Source organism: Sphingomonas beigongshangi (genome assembly GCF_016820445.1).
GTDB classification, from domain to species: Bacteria; Pseudomonadota; Alphaproteobacteria; order Sphingomonadales; family Sphingomonadaceae; genus Sphingomonas; species Sphingomonas beigongshangi.
In genome coordinates this window covers 63,184-82,495 of record NZ_JADHDT010000006.1, presented here as the reverse complement: position 1 = coordinate 82,495, position 19,312 = coordinate 63,184, and the positions used below count along the sequence as shown (strand labels likewise).

Below are 19,312 nucleotides of genomic sequence, written 5' to 3'. Positions count from 1 at the left end.
GATAAGTAGCGCAGAATAAAGCCAAATATTGGTCCGTCGACGCGGATTTTGTGCTGTGGCGCGGCGGAGACAAAGGCGCCACCCGGGACGGTTCGTCCGGAGTGGCGCGAGGGGGGGAGGGATCAGAAGCGGGCCCGCAAGCCGATGCGGTAGAAGCGGCCGAGCGTGTCGTAGAGCGCGGGATTGACGTCGAGGCCGGTGTTGGTCTGCGGCGACGGCTCGGGATCGTGGTCGAACAGATTGTCGACCTTGAAGAACATGCTGACCGCCTTGGTCACGTTGAGCGAGCCGCCGATGTCGAAGTAGAAGGCACCCTTCATGAACGCCCGGTCGATCGTCGGGTTGTTCGCGGTCGAGACGGGGCAGTTGGTCGAGCAAACGACATACTGGTTGCCGATCACGCCGTCACTGAACCAGCGCTGTTGCAGCGTCAGGCTGAAGGCGTCGTTGTCGTAGCTTTCGATCGCGAGCCACTTCCATTTGGGCGTCGCGCCGGAATTGGCGCCGGCACTGTCGACCGGCACCGTGCCGGGCAGGCCGGGGTCGGTGATGAAGTTGATGACATGGGTGCCGAGACCGCGCGCGGTGAAGGTGCCGCCCAGACCCAGCGGGTTGCGCCACTGGTAGCTCGCCTCGATGTCGAAGCCTTCGGTCTTGATCGCGGCGAGATTGAACGACTGCACGTTGACGAACGGCGTCTGGTTCGTGCCTGCCGGTATGTCGAGGTTGAAGGCGCCGCACGTGTCGGGCAGGTTGGAGATGAAGCACAGGTTGACGATCTGCTGCGCCGACAGGCTGGAGACGACGTCGCTGACCTTGATCTTGTAATAGTCGAACGACAGGCTCAGCCCCGGCAGCCACGACGGTCGCGCGTAGACGATGCCCGCTTCGGTGCTCCGGGCGGTCTCCGGACGCAGGTTGGGATTGCCGATCGTGTTCTGGATGATGAGCAACTGGCGACCGTTGGGATTGGCCGCCGTCTTGCGCGGATCGGTGAAATTGGGGACGGTCGTGGTCGTCGGCGCCGCGAACAGTTCGGACAGGTTCGGCGCGCGCACGTCGCGCGACGTGACGGCGCGCAGCCGCAGGCCGTCGATCGGTGTTTCCCAGCTGCCGCCGATCTTCCAGGCGTAGATGACGCCCGACGTCGAATATTTCGTCGCGCGGCCGGCGACGTTGACGTTGGCCTTGCCCAGCGTGCCCGAATCGAGGATCGGCAGGTTCAGTTCGAGGAAGCTTTCGAAGACGTTGTATTTGCCCGACCCGTTCTTGTAATTTCCGGCGTACCAATTGCTGCCGACGGTGGAGTTGAGGATCGGATCTGCCGGATAGGCCGCCGAATTGGGGCTGATCGCCGAAACGCCCGCGCCATAGGGGTCGGCGTTCACGCGATAGGCTTCACGTCGGTATTCGACGCCCATGGCCACCGCGAGCGGGCCTGCCCACAGGTCGATGGGCGTCCCCGAGATGCTGGCCGCCGCGGCATCCTGCGTCTGGCGCGTATGTTGGAACGGCCCGTTCTTCGGAACGATATAGGCGAGCGCCGCCGCGCTCGGCGTCGCTCCGCCGAAGATGTTGATCGGCTGGCAGCCGTTGGCACGCGCCGTCGCATCGGCGCAGACGATCTGGCCGTTGAGGGTCGTCGCGTTGATCGCCTGGTTGTAGCGGCCGTTCAGGCTGATGTTGTCGACGTTGATGTCGGTGACGTTGATGCCGTGCTCGTAATAGACGTCATAGGTCCAGTCGGACCCGAACATGTCGGCCTTGCCCTTCAGGCCGCCGACTAAGCGATATTGGCGGCGATCGGTATTGACCTTGATGTTGGGCAGGATCGCGTTGCTGAGGCCGTAGCCGAAGCTGGTTATGCCGTTGGCGGCGCACTGCTGCTGGATCGACGCGGGCAGGTAGGGATTGGAACACTGGATGGTCAGGCCGGTCTTGGCGGCACCGGGGTTCGGCTGGTTGCTGGTCTTCACCTGCGCGATGTTGGCGGTGACGTAGAGCTCGGTATCCGGCGCGATGTCATAGCCCACGCGGGTGAAGCCATTGATCCGCTCCAGCGCCGATTGCAGGGACGTGCCGGAGCCGACATGGCCCGATTGATCGCCGCCGACGCAAAAGCCGACATAGCAGCCGATGACGTTCCCGCCCGCGGTCTTCGACGGCACGCCGTTCGAGCCGTATTGGAACGGGAAGGGGTTTCCGTTGACGTCGAAGGCCGTCCCCTGGAGCGGGCCGCTGCTGATCAGGCCGTAGCGCGTATATTGATACGCCTGGCCGTGATCGCGGTACAGGAACTGTGGCGTGCCGCCGTTGCGGTTGCCGGTGTCGATCAGCGTCGTGGCGCGATACCAGTCGCGGCTGCCGGCGAGGTCTTCGCCGAAGAAGCCGGGGCCGACTCCCTGGTCCTTGGCGTATTCGCCGCTGAGGATGACGTGGAGCTTGTCGCCCGCGAACGCCTTGCCGACCGCGAGCTGGGCCAGCACCTGCCCGTCGTCGCCATAGGTGGTGACGCCGGTCTGCAGGTTGCCCTTGAACCCGGTGAAGCGGGTGTCGGTGATGAAGTTGATGACGCCGCCGACCGCATCCGAGCCATAGGAGGCGGAGGCGCCGCCCGTTACGACGTCGACGCGCTTGATCAGCAACTGCGGAAACTGGCTGATGTCGGGCACGCCGGTGACGTTGGCGCCGACGACGCGTTGCCCGTCGAGCAGCGTCAGCGTCCGGATCGTGCCCAGCCCGCGCAGCGAGAAGGAGCTGAGACCTTGCTGGCCGCTCGACGTGCTGAACGTGCCGGTCGTCGCGCCGGTCGACCCCTGCAGCGACGGCAGCTGCGCGATCGTGTTGAAGATGTTGGGCTGCGCGTTCTTGAGGATCTGGTCCTCGCCGATGACGGTGGTCGGCGTCGGCGCGTTGTAGCCGTTCGCGGTGATGCGCGTGCCGGTGATGACGATGTCGCTGCCGCCGCCGCCGCTTTCGGCCTGCGGCGCGTCGGTCGTGCCGTCGGTGGTGGAGGAAGGCTTGACCGACTGGTCGGGCGCCGCGGGATCGGCCGATCGGGTCGGATCGGCAACGGTCTGCGGCGTCGGCGAGGGCGCCGCGAACGCCGGGGCGGCAAGCATGGCGCTCGCCAGGACGACAAGACTGGTAGCGGTATCAACCCTGCGCTTGACGAGAGTGCGCGGCGCCGTCGTGCGGTTCATCATCCATCCCCTAATCGCTCACGGCCGTCCGCCGGTGTCATCCCGGCTGGTCCCCGTGTTGCCGCCCGGTTTAGTCGATCGAAGGGCGGGCGGCATCTACGACCAAAGTCTGTGCGACCATCGGCTTATGCTGTGGATCAAGGTCTTGCGGCGTAGAGCGCGTGGTGCGTGAGGATGAAGAGCGTCGTCCCGTCCGCCCCGCCGAAGACGAGTTGCAGCGGCCGGTCGGGCATGTCGATCCGCCCGAGCGCGCGTCCGTCGGCGCCATAGACGTAGATCTGCCCGTTCGCGACGTAGACGCGCCCGTCCGGGCCGGCGACGACGCTCTCGCCGCCGCGCGCGGCGAAGGGTTTGAGGTCGGTGATCGTACCGCCCGGACCGACGAGGCCGGTATAGGTGCGATCCTCCGATCCGTTGGGCAAGTACAGCCGATCGCCGACCCTCGCGGTCACAAGGCCATAGGTGTCGAGCGTGTCCGAAAAGCGCCAGCCGCGATGATCCGCCGGTCCCTGCTGCCATACGCGATAGGCGAGCAGCGACAGGCTGCCGTCGGGCGCGACATAGCCTTGGGGCTTCGGGACCGCCACGTCGCGGGCGAACATCTCGGCCAGGGTCGTGAACCGGTCGGTCGCGGGGTCATATTGGTCGCGGAACTCGCCGTTGATCCACAGGCTGCCGGGCAGCGCGAGCCGCCCCGTGCGGCCGGCGGCCCGGGCGGTCAGCACGCGGATATCCGCCGGCGCCTTGGGATCGAGACTGTACACCGTTGCGGCGGGGCCGGCGGAGGAGAGCACCATCAGCTTACCCGATGCATCCACCGCCAGGTTCACGGGGTCGAGCGGTGCATCGGCGACGATCGATAGTCCCTCGGCCTTCGTCCAGACGTGGATGCGCTGCATCGGACGATCGACGAAGTAGAGCTTGCCCGCCGCGTCCACCGCCCCGCCGCCCAGCGCGTGAAAGCCGCCCGCAAGCCTTTCGACGGCCGCCAGGCTGCGGACCGGCGCGACCGCGGCATCGTTGACGTCGAGCGAGGCGAATTCGCGCTCGCGCACGTCCACCCCGCGCGTAACGTCGCGGATCGCATTCTCGAACGGATATTTGCTGGCCCGCAGATAGGTGCCGCAGCCCGCCGCGTCGCAGGTCGCAAAGCCGCTCTCGGCATTCACATGGACGTTGCGGAAGCGGAGTCCGGTCGCATTGTAGAGCGTGACGGCCGCGGGCGCGGGATCGAGCGAACGGGTGACGCGATAGGCGTGGAGATTGGCGAACAGGACGTCGCGCGTATTGCGCACCTCGATGGCGACCGCGGCGCGACTTTCGCCGGCCTCCTCCTCCGTCTGCGGGGCGAGGAACTCCCAGTTGCGGACGCCGTCCAGCACGATCTCGGTCCGGCGGTGATGTTCGGCGGACAGCTGGTAGACATGGCCCGGCGTGTGCGTGTCGGACACGTACAGGCCCGCCGAGGCATAGGTATTGGGTGACCAGAGGCCGTTGAAGGTGCCGCCGCCGCCGTCCGTCACCCACAGGCTGGGATATTGCCCGTCCCAGCGCTGCTGCGGGTCGGGATCCCCGCTGTGGTCGGCATTATAGGGTTCGGTGCGGCTGCCGTCGGCGGCGAACGTGCCGTGGCCGCCCTGGAACTTGACGTCGTCGACCAGCGACGTCTCGCCAGCCTTCCACAACAGGGCCGTCGCCCGCGGGTTGCGGCCGCCCGTCGCGAGGCCCAGCCCCGAGACGATCGCGCCGCCGCCCTTCGCGCTTTCGATCAGCGCGCGGGCAGGCCCGACGCCGCGAAAGGCAGGGCTGTCGTCGGCGAGCACGATCTGCGTGAGGCTGGGGTGCAGGCCGATCAGCACGCTGTCGGGCCGCAGCGTCACCGTGTCGGTGACGCGGTAGAAGCCGGCGGGGAAGTAGAGCACGCGCCGGCTGGCGATCGCCCGGCGGAGCGCCGCGGTATCGTCGGTCCTACCGTCGCCGCGCACGCCGAGCGTGCGCACGTCGACCCATTTCCCGACGGGCGGCAGCGCGCGGATCGCGGGGGCTGGCGCCTCGGGCAATGCGGCAAGCGGGGCGGCATCGATACGCGTCTCGTACGTGCCGGCCGCGGCGGGGGAGGCGAGCGTCAGGCCGTAGCTGAAATCCCGCACGTGGTAGCGCTGGCCTGGCCCCGCGACGTCGCGGCCGCTGTCGCGGAAGTGCGCGAAGACGGGAGTGGCGCTGGCGACGACGTCGCTGAAGCCGATCTGGGTATAGGCATTGCCCTCGTTGCTGATGACGACGCCCGCCCTGGCGACGTTCTCGAACCGCACCCGGCTGCCCCACAGCCAGTCGCCATAGCCGCGGTCGATGTCGACGCCGACGGGCACGTTCCGGAAGACCGTGTTGACCAGGGTCAGACCCGCCTCATGTTCGCGGATCGCGGCGTCGCGCTGCCCGTCGAACACCGAGTCGATCAGTGTGAACTGCCAGGCAGGCGACGTCTTCTCGGCGAGGATGCCGTAGCGCCCCCCGAAGAAGCGCAGGTCCTGTCCCAGATTGCCGACCTGGTAGATGCCGGCGAGCGCCGACCCCAGCCGGAAGTCGATGTGGCTGAGATAGCTGTGCTGCGCGGTGTGGAAGCGGACAGCGGTGGCGGCCGGATTGCCCTCGCCGATCTCGAAGTCGACGTTCGCCATGGCTGAATAGAAGGTGCCGGAATTTGCATCGGCGATGTCCGCGTTGAACGGCACGCTGGTCGGCGGCGGGACGGGGACGGGCGGGAGGGGCGGTTCGCCCGGCCTGACCGGCAGCGTACCGGTGAAGAAGACCATGGTGCCGACACCGGTCTGGAAGCCGGGGGTCCGGGGACCCAGGACGAAGACGGGCCGCGTCCTGCCGACGCCGAACAGCCGCACGCCGGGCCGGATGTAGAGCGTTTGCGTCAGGCGGTACCGCCCCGAGGGCAGGAAGACGAGGCCGCCGCCGCCCTGGCCTGCGACTGCGTCGATCGCACGCTGGATCGCCGGCCCCGCGTCTGCCACGCCGTCGCGTGGCGCGGCGACCGTCACCGCGCGGGGATCCGCGGGCGCGACGCTCAGCCACGAGGGCGCATCCGCGAGCGCGGGCGCGGCGGCACCGGCGAGCAGCAGCGCGGCGGCTAGGCGAACGGGCGTGGCGGTCATGTCATCGATATCCTTGATGATGGGCGCGCGGCGGATCGTGGGGCGACCGGGATAGGTGCGGGGACGAGCCCGATCGACTGCGACAAAGGTCGTAATGGCCTTTCGCGCGTTGACGCCGGATATGCGACGAGCCGGCGTGCGCCGGCGGAAGGGATCGAGGCCGCAGGTGCAGCCAAAGGCGCAGGCAGGGACGACGCAGGTAGGGCCGGCGCAGGCAGGGTCGGCGCAGGAGGGGGCGGCGCAGGCAGGGTCGGCGCAGGCCGGGGCGGTTCCCGCAGGGCGCGCGCTTGAGCGGCCCTTGGGTCTGGTGGTGATGGGGGTAAGCGGCAGCGGCAAGACGACGCTGACGCAGGCGCTCGCCGCCGCATGCCTCTGCCCGGTCCTCGAGGGCGACGCGTTCCATTCGCCCGCCAATGTCGCCAAGATGCAGGCCGGACATCCGCTGACCGATGCGGATCGCTGGCCGTGGCTCGACCGGCTCGGCGCGGCGCTGGGCGCGGCGGCTCAGCGCGACGGCATGGCGGTCGCGGCCTGTTCCGCGCTGAAGCGCAGCTATCGCGAGCGGCTGGCCGCGGCAAGCGCGGCGCCGCTGTGTTTCGTCCTGCTCGAAACGGACGCGGGGGAACTTGCCCGCCGGATGACGACGCGCTCGGGCCATTACATGCCGACGAGCCTGCTCGGCAGCCAGCTGGCGACTCTGGAGCCACCCGGGGCGGACGAATGCGCGGTGACGCTGGATGCCGCCCAGCAGATCGACGCGCTGGTCGCGCAGGTCGACGCATGGCTGTGCGGTCGACGGACGCGGCCTGACGCGTCGCGCTGAACCGGGCGCGCTGAACCGGGCGCGCTCACGGCATCAGCCGCTTGCGCCCCTGGGACAGGTGCCAGCGCATCGCCAGCGCCGCGCCATCGGCGTCGCGCGCGCGGATCGCATCGACGATCGCATCATGTTCGTCCATCATCGCGCCGATCACGTGCGGCGGGCGCGAGCGCGAGATGTCGACGCCGGCGCGCAGGATCTGCACGACCTCGTTCTGCAACAGGTCGAAGACGGGGAGGAAAGCGGAATTGCCCGTCGCCTCGACGATCGCGCGGTGGAGCAGCCAGTCCTCCTCGTGCGCCGGCGCGTTCGACAGCAGGGCCGCGCGCAGCGCTGCCAGCGCCGCCTCGATCGCGTCGAGCTGGTCCTGCGAGCGCCGCAGCGCGGCGAGGCGCGCCGATTCCGCCTCGAGCACGAAGCGGACCTCATATGTGCCCAGCGTCTTGGCGAGCGCATCCATCGCGACGTGCGTGCCCAGCCGTTCCGACGGGCGACGCTTGACGAACGAGCCGGCACCGCGTCGCGCCTCGGTGATGCCGTCCGAAGCGAGCCGCGCCAGTGCCTCGCGCACGATCGTCCGCGACATGCCGAACAGCTCGGCGAGGCGTGCCTCGGACGGCAGGCGGTCGCCGGTCGTCAGGCCGTCATCGGCGATGATCCGCACGATCGCGTTATAGGCACGATCGGCCAGCCGCCCCTCGTTCATCGACCCCCTCCGCGTCGCGTCAGACGACATAGCTGAGCGCCACCACCAGCGCGAGCCCGACCACCGAGATCACGGTCTCGAGCAGGGACCACGTCCTGAACGTGTCGGCCGTACTGGTGCCGACATAGCTTTTGACCAGCCAGAAACCGGGATCGTTGACGTGGCTGAAGAACACCGAGCCCGCGCCGACCGCCAGCACGACAAGTTCGGGAGCGACGCCGGATCCCGCGACGACGCCGGGCATGATGCCGACGGCGGTGATCGTCGCCACGGTCGCCGATCCGGCGGCGAGGCGGATGCCGACGGCGACCAGCCAGCCGAGCAGCAGGGGTGAGATCGCATACATCAGCACGAGCCGCGCCAGGAGGTCGGACAGGCCGGCGCTGACGAGCACCTGCTTCAGCGCGCCGCCGGCGCCGATCGCGAGCAGGATCGCGCCCGCTGCCGCCATCACCTCGTGCCACACGGCGTCCTGGATCGCGGCCTCGCGCAGGCGCCGGCCGAAGAGCAGCGGCAGCGCGAGCAGATTGGCGACGAGCAACGCGACGACGGGATTGCTCGCCGCGACCAGCCATGGCGCGCCCTTCAGGCCCGCGACCATCTGGCCGAGTTCGCCGGTGGCGATCAGCGCGACGGGCAGCAGCACGATGAACAGCGCGGCGGCGCGACCCGGCGTGGCGATCCCCAGCCGATGATCGTGCAGCACCGGCGCGTCGAGCCGAATCCCCGGCGTCACGAACCGCGCCAGCACCGGCCCCGCGAGGATGGCGGTCGGGATGCCGATCAGGATGCCGTAGAGCATCGTCTTGCCCAGGTTCGCGCCCAGCGCCTCGACCGCGAGCAGCGGGCCGGGGTGGGGCGGCACCAGCGCGTGGACGACGCCCAGCCCGGCGAGGGCGGGCATGATGAGGCGGAGCTTCGCCGCGTCGCGTTCGGCGGGATCGCCCCCCGCCATGGCCTCGGCCGCCGCCACGACGATCGGCAGCAGCAGGACGAGGCCGGTCTCGAAGAACAGCGGCAGACCGATGACGATCGCGATGCCCAGCGTCGCCCAGCGCGCCGCGCGTGCGCCGGTCAGCTGCAGCGCGCCGCGGGCGAGAGTCGCCGCTCCGCCCGACAGGTGCAGCATCGCCCCGAGCGACAGGCCGAGCGCGACGACGAGGCCGGTCCCGCCGACGATGTCGCCGACGCCTTTCTGCACGGCCTTCGCGATGTCGGGCAGCGGCAGGCCGGCGAGCAGCCCGACCGTGAACGCGCCGCACAGCAGGCCGATGAAGGGGTGAAGGCGTCCCCGGACGATCATCAGCACCGCGAGCAGGATGCCGGCGAGCGCCGCGGCGACAAGTCTGATGTCGGCGCCGGTCACCGCGGTGCCGCCATGATCGCGCCGGTCCCGGCCTCCCGCTGTCCGCAGCCCATCGCATCCTCTCCTGCCTTGTGCCCGTTGCGCGGCGGCGATGTCTTCATCTGCCTGGCACACTGATACTTGTTGGACAGATTTTGGCGTCGAGCAATAAAAAAGCGCTTGATCCGACGAATGTAACGCGATCATACACTGAACCTGTCGGACCAAAGTCCAAAGAATGGACTCGGCTGGACCAAGCGCGATCGTCCTCGACGGACGACCTTCGGCTGCCATGCCGATCAAAGGAGGAAGAGGATGGAAGGGACGTTCCCTGTCGCCCGTCAGACCAATGCGGAGCCCGCCGTGGCGGCTGGCGGGGCGCATGGCCTCGATCGCCTGACGCCGACGCAGATGAAGGTGCTGCGCGGTGTCCACTCGGGCCTGCTCAACAAGCAGATCGCCTATGACCTCGGCATCGCGGAGGCGACGGTGAAGGCGCATATGACGGCGCTGATGCGCAAGCTCAACGTGCGCAACCGCACGCAGGTGGCGATCGCGGCGCAGGCGTTGCACCTCCACGCTCACTGATCGCGGCGCATCCCGCCGCACGACCGCGCCGGCCCGGCGGCACAGACGGGGCCGATCATCCTGGGAGACGCCCGATGAAGGCATTTTGGCTGCTCGGCGCGGCGGCATCGCTGCTGCCCGCATCGGCATGGGGCGAAACGACCTCGGTCTATCTCAGCGCGCCGGCGGACCCGCGCGCGATCACCGTGCGCGGCGCGGGCGACGGGCGCGCGGACGACAGCGCCGCGATCCAGCAGGCGATCGACGCCGCGGCGGCGGGCGGGCAGGGCGGCATCGTCTTCCTGCCCTCGGGCCGCTACCGGATCAGCCGCACCATCTTCGTCCGCCCGGCGGTCCGCGTCTTCGGCGTCGGGCCGACCCGGCCGGAGATCATCCTCGGCGACGCCACGCCCGGTTTCGGATCGGGCATCGGCGCGATGGTCGCCTTCACCGGCGAGGATCAATATCGGTCGGGCAAGGTGCCGGTGCCGCCGCCGACCAGCGTGCCGTTCGATCCCACCATCTTCGACGCCACGTCGAGCACCTTCTATTCCGCGATCGCCAACGTCGATTTCCGCATCGGCGCGGGCAATGCGGGCGCGGTCGCGGTGCGATTCCGCGTCGCGCAGCACGGCTATATCCGCCATGCCGATTTCCACATCGGGTCCGGCTTCGCCGGCGTCTATCAGGCGGGCAACGAATTCGAGGATCTGCGCTTCTTCGGCGGCCGCTACGGCATCGTCTCGGAAAAGACCTCTCCGGCGTGGCAATTCACGCTGATCGACAGCGCGTTCCAGGGCCAGCGCGATGCGGCGATCCGGGAGCATGAGGTCGATCTGACGCTCGTCAACGTCGTGATCCGCGACACGCCGGTGGGCATCGACATCGACCGCGGCAACGCCGATTCGCTGTGGGGCAAGGACGTCCGCTTCGAGAATGTCGCGCAGGCGGGCGTGCTCATCGCCGAGGAAAAGAGCGTGTTTACGCAGATCGGCTTCGACAATGCGGTGGGAATCGCGACACCCGTCTTCGCACGCTTCCGCGACAGCGGACGGACGATCGCCGGCAAGGGCGCGCGCTATCGCGTCGCGGACTTCTCCCACGGTTTGAAGCTGCCAGCGTCGGGCGGCATCGGCGACTTCGCGACCGACGTGACGATGACGCCGCTCCCCCGCCTGCCGGCCCGCCGCCGTCCGGCGATCGCGGCGCTGCCGCCGGTCGGGGATTGGGCGAACGTTCGCGACCTCGGCGTGAAGGGCGACGATACCACCGACGACACCGTCGCGCTACAACGCGCGATCGACACGCATCGGGTGCTCTACCTGCCGATGGGCCGCTACCGCGTCACCGATACGCTGCGCCTGCGTCCGGACAGCGTGCTGATCGCGCTCCACCCCAGCCTGACCCACGTCTACCTGCCCGACGAGACGCCGGCCTTTGGCGGCGTCGGCGGCCCCAAGGCGCTGGTCGAGAGCGCGAAGGGCGGCGCGGCGATCGTCCACGGCCTCGGCCTGTGGACCGGTGCGATCAACCCACGCGCGACTGCGTTGCTGTGGCGCGCGGGCGAGCGGTCCGAGGTCAACGACGTCAAGATCCAGGGCGGTGGCGGCACGCTGCTGACCAAGGGCAGTCCGATCAACCAGAACGACCCGCGCGCGCGCCCCGACGGGCAGCAGCCCAGCATCTGGGTGACGGACGGCGGCGGCGGCACCTTCGCCGCGCTCTGGTCGCCCAATACCCTGGCCTCCGCGGGCTTTTACGTCTCGAACACCACGACGCCCGGCCATGTCTATCAATTGTCCGCCGAGCACCATTATCGGCACGAGATCGTCCTCGACCATGTCGCGAACTGGGAGTTCCTCGCGCCGCAGACCGAACAGGAGGTGCGCGACGGCGTCAACGCGGTGTCGACGGAGATGCGCGACAGCCGCAACATCCTGTTCGCCAACTACCACGGCTATCGCGTGACGCGCACCGCCAAGCCCATGGACGCGGCGGTCAGGCTGTACAACGCGGGCGACATCCGGTTCCGCAACGTCCACGTCAATGCGGAGAGCGGCTTTGCGAGCTGCGACGCCAAGGGCTGCGGCACATTTCTGCGCGCAAGCAAATATCCGTTCGAGAACGCGATCAAGGACATGACCCGCCGAAGCGAGGTCCGCGAGCGCGAATTCGCACGCTTAGACGTGCCTGCGGCCCCCGCCGCCGCATCGTCGGTATCGCAGGTGCCGGTGGCGCCGGGCCTACGCAAGTTGGCGGACGGCTTCTACTCGATCGCCGGCGGCGCGGTCGATCGGCGTGGCAAGCTCTACTTCATCGACCGGTTCTTCCATCGCATCCATGGCTGGTCGGAGGACGAGGGCCTGTCGACGATCGCCGACGCACCGCTCGACCCGGTAAACCTCGCGGTCGATCGCTCGGGCCGGTTGCTCGTGCTGTCGTCCGCGGGGCGCGACGGCAGCGTCTACAGCATCGATCCCGCGCATCCCGCCGACGTGCGCGCGATCGCGCCGACGCCGGTCACGACCCCGGTGCGCGACGATGCCGCGACGCTGTTGCCGGTCAACGTCTGGGCGAACGGCGAGTTCGCCGACCGGATCGATCCGAGGACCTACGACTTTCCGACGATGGCCGACTATTTCGCGGCCAAGATGGGCGAGGCGAAGCCGCAGCGCTATCTCTCGCCCGACGGGTCGCTGGCGCTGCCCGCGTTCCGCGTCTGGAACCAGGGTCCGGACGATGCGCGCGGCTGGCGCTGGTCCGATACGCTCGACGCGTATGGCTTCGTCGCGGCACGGCCAGGCGAGCGGGCGATACTGACCAATGAATCGGAGAACCGCACCTATAGCGGGCTGGTCGGAGAGGGCGGCCGTGTCACCGACCTCCGGGTCGTCGCGGATCGTGGCGGCGAAAGCGTCGTGCGCGACTCTTCGGGCAATCTGTACGTCGCGAACGGGCAGGTGTTCGTCTACGCTCCCGACGGCACGCTAATCCGCCGCATCGACACACCCGAACGCCCGCTCCAACTGCTGATCGGCGGCAGCGATCGGCGCACGTTGTACATCCTCGCACACCACGCTTTGTATGCCGTGCGGACCTGAAAGATCGTGACAGCGCGCGCGGCGACCGTCGCCTTTCGCGCGCCGGAGGCACCGGCCCCGGCGGCAATCCGGGTCGATCGCACAGGAGCATCGCCGGCTGGCCTCGCGGCCCGTTGATCGGCCGACGACATGCCGGGCCGCCAGGGTGGCCGGGCATTCGACGGAGGCAACTCAGCTAGCTGTTGTGAGATCGGCCGCATAGGTGATAGCGGGCGCAGGAGTATGACGGGCTCCCTGGGCTCAGCGAACCGAACGGCGCTCTCGCAACGCCGCGGTGCTGCGCCGGGGTCGGTCTCGAAGCGATTGCGATTTGGGGGGGATGCAGGACCGTGGATAGCGCAACGCCGCTGGTGGCGGGGATCGAATTGGGCGGCACCAAGATCGTCTGCCTGCTCGCGCGCGGTCCGGACGATATCGTCGACCGGGTGCAGCTGCCGACCTTGCACCCCGACGAAACGCTCGCGGCGGTCGAGCGGGTGCTCGACGGCTGGGGTGGGTTCGACGCGCTGGGCATCGCGAGCTTCGGACCGATCTCGATCGATCGTACCGCCGCCGATTACGGTCATATCACCTCGACGCCCAAGCCGCATTGGGCGGGCACCGATGTCGCGAGGCGGCTGGGTACCCGTTACGCCGTGCCGACCGGGTTCCATACCGACGTCGTCGGCGCCGCCTTGGCGGAAGCGCGCTGGGGGGCGGCGAAGGGGCTGGGCGAGATCGCCTATGCCACCGTCGGGACGGGTATCGGTGTCGGTCTCATCGCGGGCGGTCGGCCGGTGGACGGCCTGACCCATTCGGAATTCGGTCATATCCGCCCTGCGCGCCTGCCCGGCGACGATTGGGTCGGCGTCTGCCCGTTCCACGGCAGTTGCCTCGAGGGGCTTGCCGCCGGTCCCGCGATCGGCGCACGCGCCGGGGTCAAGGGCGAGGAGATCGGCGCGGACGATCCGGTCTGGGAGCCCGTCGCCCATGCGCTGGGCCAATTGTGCCACACGCTCGTCCTCACCGGCGTTCCGCGCCGCATCGTGATGGGCGGCGGCGTCATGGTCGGCAACGACCATCTTTTCCCTCGCGTCCGCGCGGCGATGGTCAAGAGTCTCGCGGGTTACATCGCGCTGCCCGAAATCGCCGAGGATGGCTTCGTCGTCGCGCCCGCGCTCGGCGGCAACGCCGGGCCCCTCGGCGCGATCATCCTCGGCCAGCAGGCGCTCGCCGAACAGCGGATGTCGTTTACGACGCTTTAACCGCATCCGCTTACCCCCTCGTCATCCTGATCGAGGGGAATTTCCGGATGACCGCCCTTACCGTGCCCGCCGAGGCCAAGCGCCTTCTGATCGTCGATGACGAGCCGGCGATGCACGACAGCTACGCACGCAGCTTTGCCCCCGCCGCCGGCGCCGATGGGGCGCTGGACGCCATGGCGGCGGAGCTGTTCGGCGACGAGGCGACCAGCGCGGTCGAAGACGACGCGCCGCAATTCGCGCTGACGCATTGCCACCAGGGTCTCGATGCGGTCGCCGCGGTCGAGGCCGCGCTGGCCGCGGGCACGCCCTATTCGGTCGCGTTCATCGACGTGCGCATGCCGCCGGGTATCGACGGCCGTGAGACTGCGCGCCGCATCCGCGCGCTCGATCCCGAGATCAACCTCGTCATCGTCACGGGCTATTCGGACTTTTCGCCGCTCGAGATCAGCAAGGCGGCAGGGCCGGCCGACAAGATCTTCTACATCGCCAAGCCGTTCGAGGTCGCGGAGGTGGTGCAGACCGCAACCGCGCTGGCGCGGCGTTGGGAGGTCGATCGCGAGCTCGCCGCGGCGCGCGCGCTGCTGGCGCAACAGGTCGTTCAACTCGAGGAACAGGGCGCGGAACTCGCCGCGAACGAGAGCAGGGCGCTGCACATGGCGACGCACGACTCGCTCACCGACGCCCCGAACCGTCTCGCGTTCCTGCGGGCGCTCGGGGAACGGGCGAAGCGCCCCGGCCTGTTCGCCACCGCGATGTTCGACCTGGACCGGTTCAAGCTGGTGAACGACACGCTGGGTCATCTCGCCGGCGATGCCCTGATCAGAGAGATTTGCGCGATCCTGCACGCCACCGCGCCGGAGGGCGCCGTCGTCGCGCGCCTCGGCGGCGACGAGTTCGGCGTGCTGTTCGACACGCCCGGCGAGGACGCCGCGGTGATGGCCTGCGACCGCATCGTCGCGGCATGCACCGGCACGCATCAGGTATTCGGCAATTCCGTCCAGAGCGGCGCCTCGGCGGGCGTCGTGGTGGTGGAGGGTGACGGCTGCGATCCGATCGATGCCCTGCGCCGCGCCGACCTCGCGCTCAACGACGCCAAGCGGCAGGGCCGCGGCGTCAGCCGGCTGTTCGACGAAAGCATGGACGAGGGCATACGCTTCCGCCGCCGCGTCGAGGCGGGCCTGGGACAGGCGATCGAGAAGGGCGAGCTCAGCCTCGTCTATCAGCCGATCGTCAGCCGGGACGCGCTGGAGGTGCTCGGCTTCGAAGCCCTGGTGCGCTGGAACACGGCCGAATACGGGCCGATCAGCCCGGCGACGTTCATCCCGATCGCCGAGGAATCGAACGTCATCCACGAACTGGGCGACTGGATCCTCGATCAGGCGCTGGAGATGCTGAAGGTGTTTCCGGGCCAGTATGTTTCGGTGAATTTCAGCCCGCGCCAGTTCCGCCGCCACAATTTCGTCGGCCACATCATGGAAAGCGTCGAGCGCGCCGGCGTGGTGCCGGGACGCGTGCAGATCGAGATCACGGAGACGGCGATCTTCGACGATGCGGAAAGGGCCGCGGAGACGCTGTACCGCCTGCGCCAGATGGGCTTCCGCATCGCGCTGGACGACTTCGGCACGGGCTATTCCTCGCTCTACAATATCCGCAAGTTCGCGCTCGACAGCCTGAAGATCGATCGCAGCTTCATCGACGGCATGGGCCGTGAGCGCGAAAGCGCGGCGATCGTCCATTCGATCATCCACCTCGGCCGCGCGCTGGGCCTGGAAGTGATCGCGGAGGGCGTCGAGACGGAGGCGCAGGTGCAGGCGCTCCGCATCGCCGGCGCAAGCCATCTGCAAGGCTATTTCTTCTCGCGTCCCGTGCCCGCCGAACAGGCCATGGCGCTGGCCGTGCAGCGCTTCCTCGGTGAAGAGGCGGCCGGCGCGCCGTCGCCCCTGCATATCGCGGGCGGAACGCACGGATGAGGCGCGCCGCCGTTCGGCGGCACCGACCCGGCCTCGCCGGACGGCGGCGGGCGATCGGTCCCGCCTCGCTCGGTGCCAAGCTCGTCCTGATCCTGACCGTCGTCGGTCTCGCCGGTGCGCTCGGCATCACGCTGCTTCTCGCGAGCGTCATCACGCCCAATTTCAACGCGCTCGAGGCGAAGGCGATCGAGGGCCACGTCGACCGTACGCGCGCCGCGCTGGCGGATTACGCGAGCAAGGTCGAGAATGCCGTCCGCGACTATGGCGACTGGACGCAGAGCTACGACTATATGGCCCGCCCGACGGCGGCGTTCGAGCGCGACAGTTTCTCGCCGCTCGCGATGAGCAACCTCGGCGTGCAGGGCATGGCCTATGTCCGGCCCGACGGCAGCATCCAGATCGCGCGCTGGCTCGATCCGGTCAGGGGCACGGAGCGCGACGACCTGCGCCAGGCATTGATCCGCGCGATAGCGCACACCGATCTGCGCCGCGCGGTCGGGCGCAACAACTCGGGCCACTTCTATGCCCGGCTCGGGTCCGCGGTGGCGGCGGTCGGCGTCGCTCAGGTGCGGCGGTCGGACGGCACCGGCGCCCCGCGCGGTTACGTGCTGATGGCGCGGGAGATCACGTCGCGCCAGATGTCGAAATTGCTGCAGCTCGACGCACGCATCGATCTCGCGACGGCGGGCGACGCACCGATCGTTACCCCGGGCAGCGCGACGGCACAGATCGCGCTGCCGATCCGCGGGGCGGATGGCCATGCCGTTGCGACCACCCGCTTCCGCATCGTGCGCGACGTGTCGCTGCTCGGACGGCGCATGCTGCTGCTGGCGGTCGCCGGATCGACGCTGCTGCTGCTGATCGTGCTGATGGTGCTGCGGCGGGCGATCGCCCGGCTCGTGCTGGGGCCGCTGCAGCGCGTCGAACGGCATATGCAGCGCGTGCGTGCGTCGGGCGCGATGGCGCTGCTCGACGACGACGGCCGCCGCGACGAATTCGGCTCGCTGGGGCGCAGCCTCAACGCGATGCTGTCGCAGCTCAAGGACCTGCGCGAGCAGATCGAGGTACAGAGCTTCGCGCTCGGCCGCTCCGAAAGCGCGGTCGCCGTGATGCACAACGTGCGCAATGCGCTCAATCCGATCAGTACCATTCTCAGCCAGGGCATCGCCCAGACGCCGCCTGTGGACCGGGCGATGGTCGAGCGCGCGCTGTCGGAACTGGCCACGGATGAATTGCCCGCCGGGCGTCGCGCCAAGCTGTCCGCCTTCGTCGCCGCCGCGCTGGCGGCGGAGGGCGCGGCGCGCGAAACGATGCGGCGCGAGCTTCAGGTCGGCCGCGAGGCGATGGCGCACGTCCTGGAAATCATCGGCCAGCAACAGAAGCAGGCGCACGAGCGACCAACGCTCGAGCTGTGCGACCTGACGGAGATCATCGCGCGCAATGCGACGATCGCCCGTTATTCGCAGGATGCCTCGATCGCCTTCAGTTTCCCCGCCGACCCCCATTACGCCATGGCGAGCCGCGTGATCCTGAGCCAGGTGATCGGCAATCTGTTGGGGAATGCCGCGGAAGCGATCGCCGCCAGCGGTCGCGACAGCGGCACGATCATCGTCACCGTCACGGAAGGCGAGGGGGACGTCACTATCCGCATCCGCGACGATGGCGAGGGGTTCGACGCGGAGACGGGCGCCACCTTGTTCCAGCGGGGATTCTCGACGCGCGCGCACAAGTCTGGCGGCCTGGGTCTCCACTGGTGCGCGAATTCGATGACGGCGATGGACGGCGCGCTGCGGCTGGAGAGCGAGGGCAAGGGACGCGGCGCCGTCGCCGTGCTGACGCTGCAGCCGGCCGACCCCGCGATCATCGCCCGCGCTGCCTGACCGCCGCTCCGGCTGCGCCGGTGTACGACGCGGCCGGGATCGAGCCCGCGTCGGAGCGTGGGCTCGGGCTCGCGATCGGTCGTCGTGCCGTGCCCCGGCGATCGATCAGGCCGCGCGCTCCCGCACGACGGGCTCGGGCTGGTCGTCGAGATAGGGGGCGACCACGCCGAGCGCGCGATAGCGCCGCTGCGTGTCGGCCGGCAACTCGGCGAAGGGGCCGATGCGCCCCCGGCACGCCGCCGCCCCGCAGGCGCAGGCCATGGTCCCGTCGCCGTCGGCCAGCGTGGTGGAATAGTCCCAGGCGACTTCCTCGCCGGATTCGATCGTCGCCAGTGCGACCAGGAAGACGCCGTCGTCGGTGAAGCGAAGGCCGGCATTGGGCGCGCAGCTGTGGTTGATCAGATCGTCGATCCGGCCCGACGGTCCCATGTAGCGGTCGCGCGCGATGCGCAGGAACCGGTCCGCCGCGCCGCTCAGACGCCCCGGCACGCGCGTGGCGGGCACCGTCGGGCCGGAGAAGCGCAGCAGCGTCTCGCCCCGCGCGAACCCGCGCGCGGCAAACACCGCCTTGCCCAGATGCGTCTCGCGCACCGCGAAGGGGTTGGCGGGGACATAGGCGTCGAGGATGCGCAGCCCCTCCTTGCGGACGCCGAAGGCGCGCAAGGGGCTGATCGTCGACAGGCCGACCATCAGCCAGACGCTGGCATGGCAGAGCAGCTCGACCAGGATATAGGCATATTCGCCGACGCCGAAGCCGTGGCTGCGCACCGCGACGAACAGCGTGGCGAGGTCGCCGAGCGTCCACAGCCCCCAGGCCGGCGACCGCTCGCGCGCGCGATCCTCCCAGACGCTCGCCCAGGTCGGCCAGAAGCCCAGCGGTACCGCACCCACGACGAGCATGTGCGCCCAGAAGGTCTCCTGCAGCGGCAGCCACAGGATGATCGCGGCCAGGCTCGCCGCCATGCACACCGTTTCGGTGGTCGACGGACGCGACCAGCGCGACCGGCGCCACATCGCGAGCGTCACGACGATGCACGACAGCGCGGACACCACGAACACCAGCCCCTGCGGCCGGCCCGGATTGACCGCGAGGTAGGTCGCCGCCTCGATCCCGGTGGCGACGGCCCAGATCAGCCAGGACGCACGGCTGGGCTCGACCAGGTGCCGCCGCAGCCCGGCCAGATAGATGCCATAGCCCGACAGGCTCAGCACCATCGCCACGATGAACCACGGTTCGACCGACATTCCCCCGCCCGGATCTGGTTATCGAATCGTAAACGAGGTCGGCGACTCCGTCGAGGGGGCAGCGACG

General features: G+C 69.2%; 11 protein-coding genes. 6 read left to right on the top strand and 5 right to left on the bottom strand.

Going from position 1 to position 19,312, the window contains the following annotated elements; translation table 11 throughout:
- Positions 1-122: 122 nt before the first annotated feature.
- A complete protein-coding gene (locus IQ292_RS11885) occupies positions 123-3,206 on the bottom strand; it encodes a TonB-dependent receptor plug domain-containing protein (protein WP_420853689.1) in 3,084 nt (1,027 codons plus the stop codon).
- Positions 3,207-3,340: 134 nt separating this feature from the next.
- Positions 3,341-6,367: a glycosyl hydrolase family 28-related protein gene (locus IQ292_RS11880; protein ID WP_203310537.1), complete on the bottom strand. Its 3,027-nt coding sequence runs from the start codon at positions 6,365-6,367 to the stop codon at positions 3,341-3,343.
- Positions 6,368-6,503: 136 nt separating this feature from the next.
- Between IQ292_RS11880 and IQ292_RS11875 the strand changes: the two genes are divergently transcribed.
- Positions 6,504-7,190, top strand: coding sequence for a gluconokinase (locus IQ292_RS11875; protein ID WP_338057626.1), 687 nt, complete (start codon positions 6,504-6,506; stop codon positions 7,188-7,190).
- Between the two features lie 25 nt (positions 7,191-7,215).
- Here the strand turns inward: IQ292_RS11875 and IQ292_RS11870 are convergent, their stop codons facing one another.
- Together IQ292_RS11870 and IQ292_RS11865 are read right to left on the bottom strand one after the other, a co-directional pair.
- Positions 7,216-7,893 (bottom strand): FadR/GntR family transcriptional regulator, encoded by a 678-nt coding sequence (locus tag IQ292_RS11870; RefSeq protein WP_203310536.1) that lies wholly within the window; start codon positions 7,891-7,893, stop codon positions 7,216-7,218.
- 19 nt (positions 7,894-7,912) lie between these two features.
- On the bottom strand, positions 7,913-9,259 hold the full coding sequence (locus IQ292_RS11865; RefSeq protein WP_203310535.1) for a GntT/GntP/DsdX family permease: 1,347 nt from the start codon (positions 9,257-9,259) through the stop codon (positions 7,913-7,915).
- 294 nt (positions 9,260-9,553) lie between these two features.
- On the opposite strand from IQ292_RS11865, the gene IQ292_RS11860 reads away from it, so the two are divergent.
- The 5 genes from IQ292_RS11860 to IQ292_RS11840 all read left to right on the top strand — a co-directional run bounded on the left by IQ292_RS11860 (position 9,554) and on the right by IQ292_RS11840 (position 18,000).
- Positions 9,554-9,826, top strand: coding sequence for a helix-turn-helix domain-containing protein (locus IQ292_RS11860; RefSeq protein WP_238941038.1), 273 nt, complete (start codon positions 9,554-9,556; stop codon positions 9,824-9,826).
- A 74-nt stretch (positions 9,827-9,900) separates the two neighbouring features.
- A complete protein-coding gene (locus IQ292_RS11855) occupies positions 9,901-12,906 on the top strand; it encodes a glycosyl hydrolase family 28-related protein (protein ID WP_203310534.1) in 3,006 nt (1,001 codons plus the stop codon).
- 329 nt (positions 12,907-13,235) lie between these two features.
- Complete coding sequence (locus IQ292_RS11850; RefSeq protein WP_203310533.1) at positions 13,236-14,150, top strand: ROK family protein; 915 nt, start codon at positions 13,236-13,238, stop codon at positions 14,148-14,150.
- A gap of 47 nt (positions 14,151-14,197) precedes the next feature.
- Positions 14,198-16,120: a two-component system response regulator gene (locus tag IQ292_RS11845; RefSeq protein WP_203310532.1), complete on the top strand. Its 1,923-nt coding sequence runs from the start codon at positions 14,198-14,200 to the stop codon at positions 16,118-16,120.
- Positions 16,117-18,000 carry a CHASE4 domain-containing protein gene (locus IQ292_RS11840; protein ID WP_203310531.1) on the top strand — a complete coding sequence of 628 codons (1,884 nt, stop codon included), beginning with the start codon at positions 16,117-16,119 and terminating at the stop codon, positions 17,998-18,000. The genes IQ292_RS11845 and IQ292_RS11840 overlap by 4 nt, the downstream gene beginning before the upstream one ends.
- A 105-nt stretch (positions 18,001-18,105) precedes the next feature.
- Here the strand turns inward: IQ292_RS11840 and IQ292_RS11835 are convergent, their stop codons facing one another.
- Positions 18,106-19,245 (bottom strand): SET domain-containing protein-lysine N-methyltransferase, encoded by a 1,140-nt coding sequence (locus IQ292_RS11835; RefSeq protein ID WP_203310530.1) that lies wholly within the window; start codon positions 19,243-19,245, stop codon positions 18,106-18,108.
- Positions 19,246-19,312 lie beyond the last annotated feature (67 nt).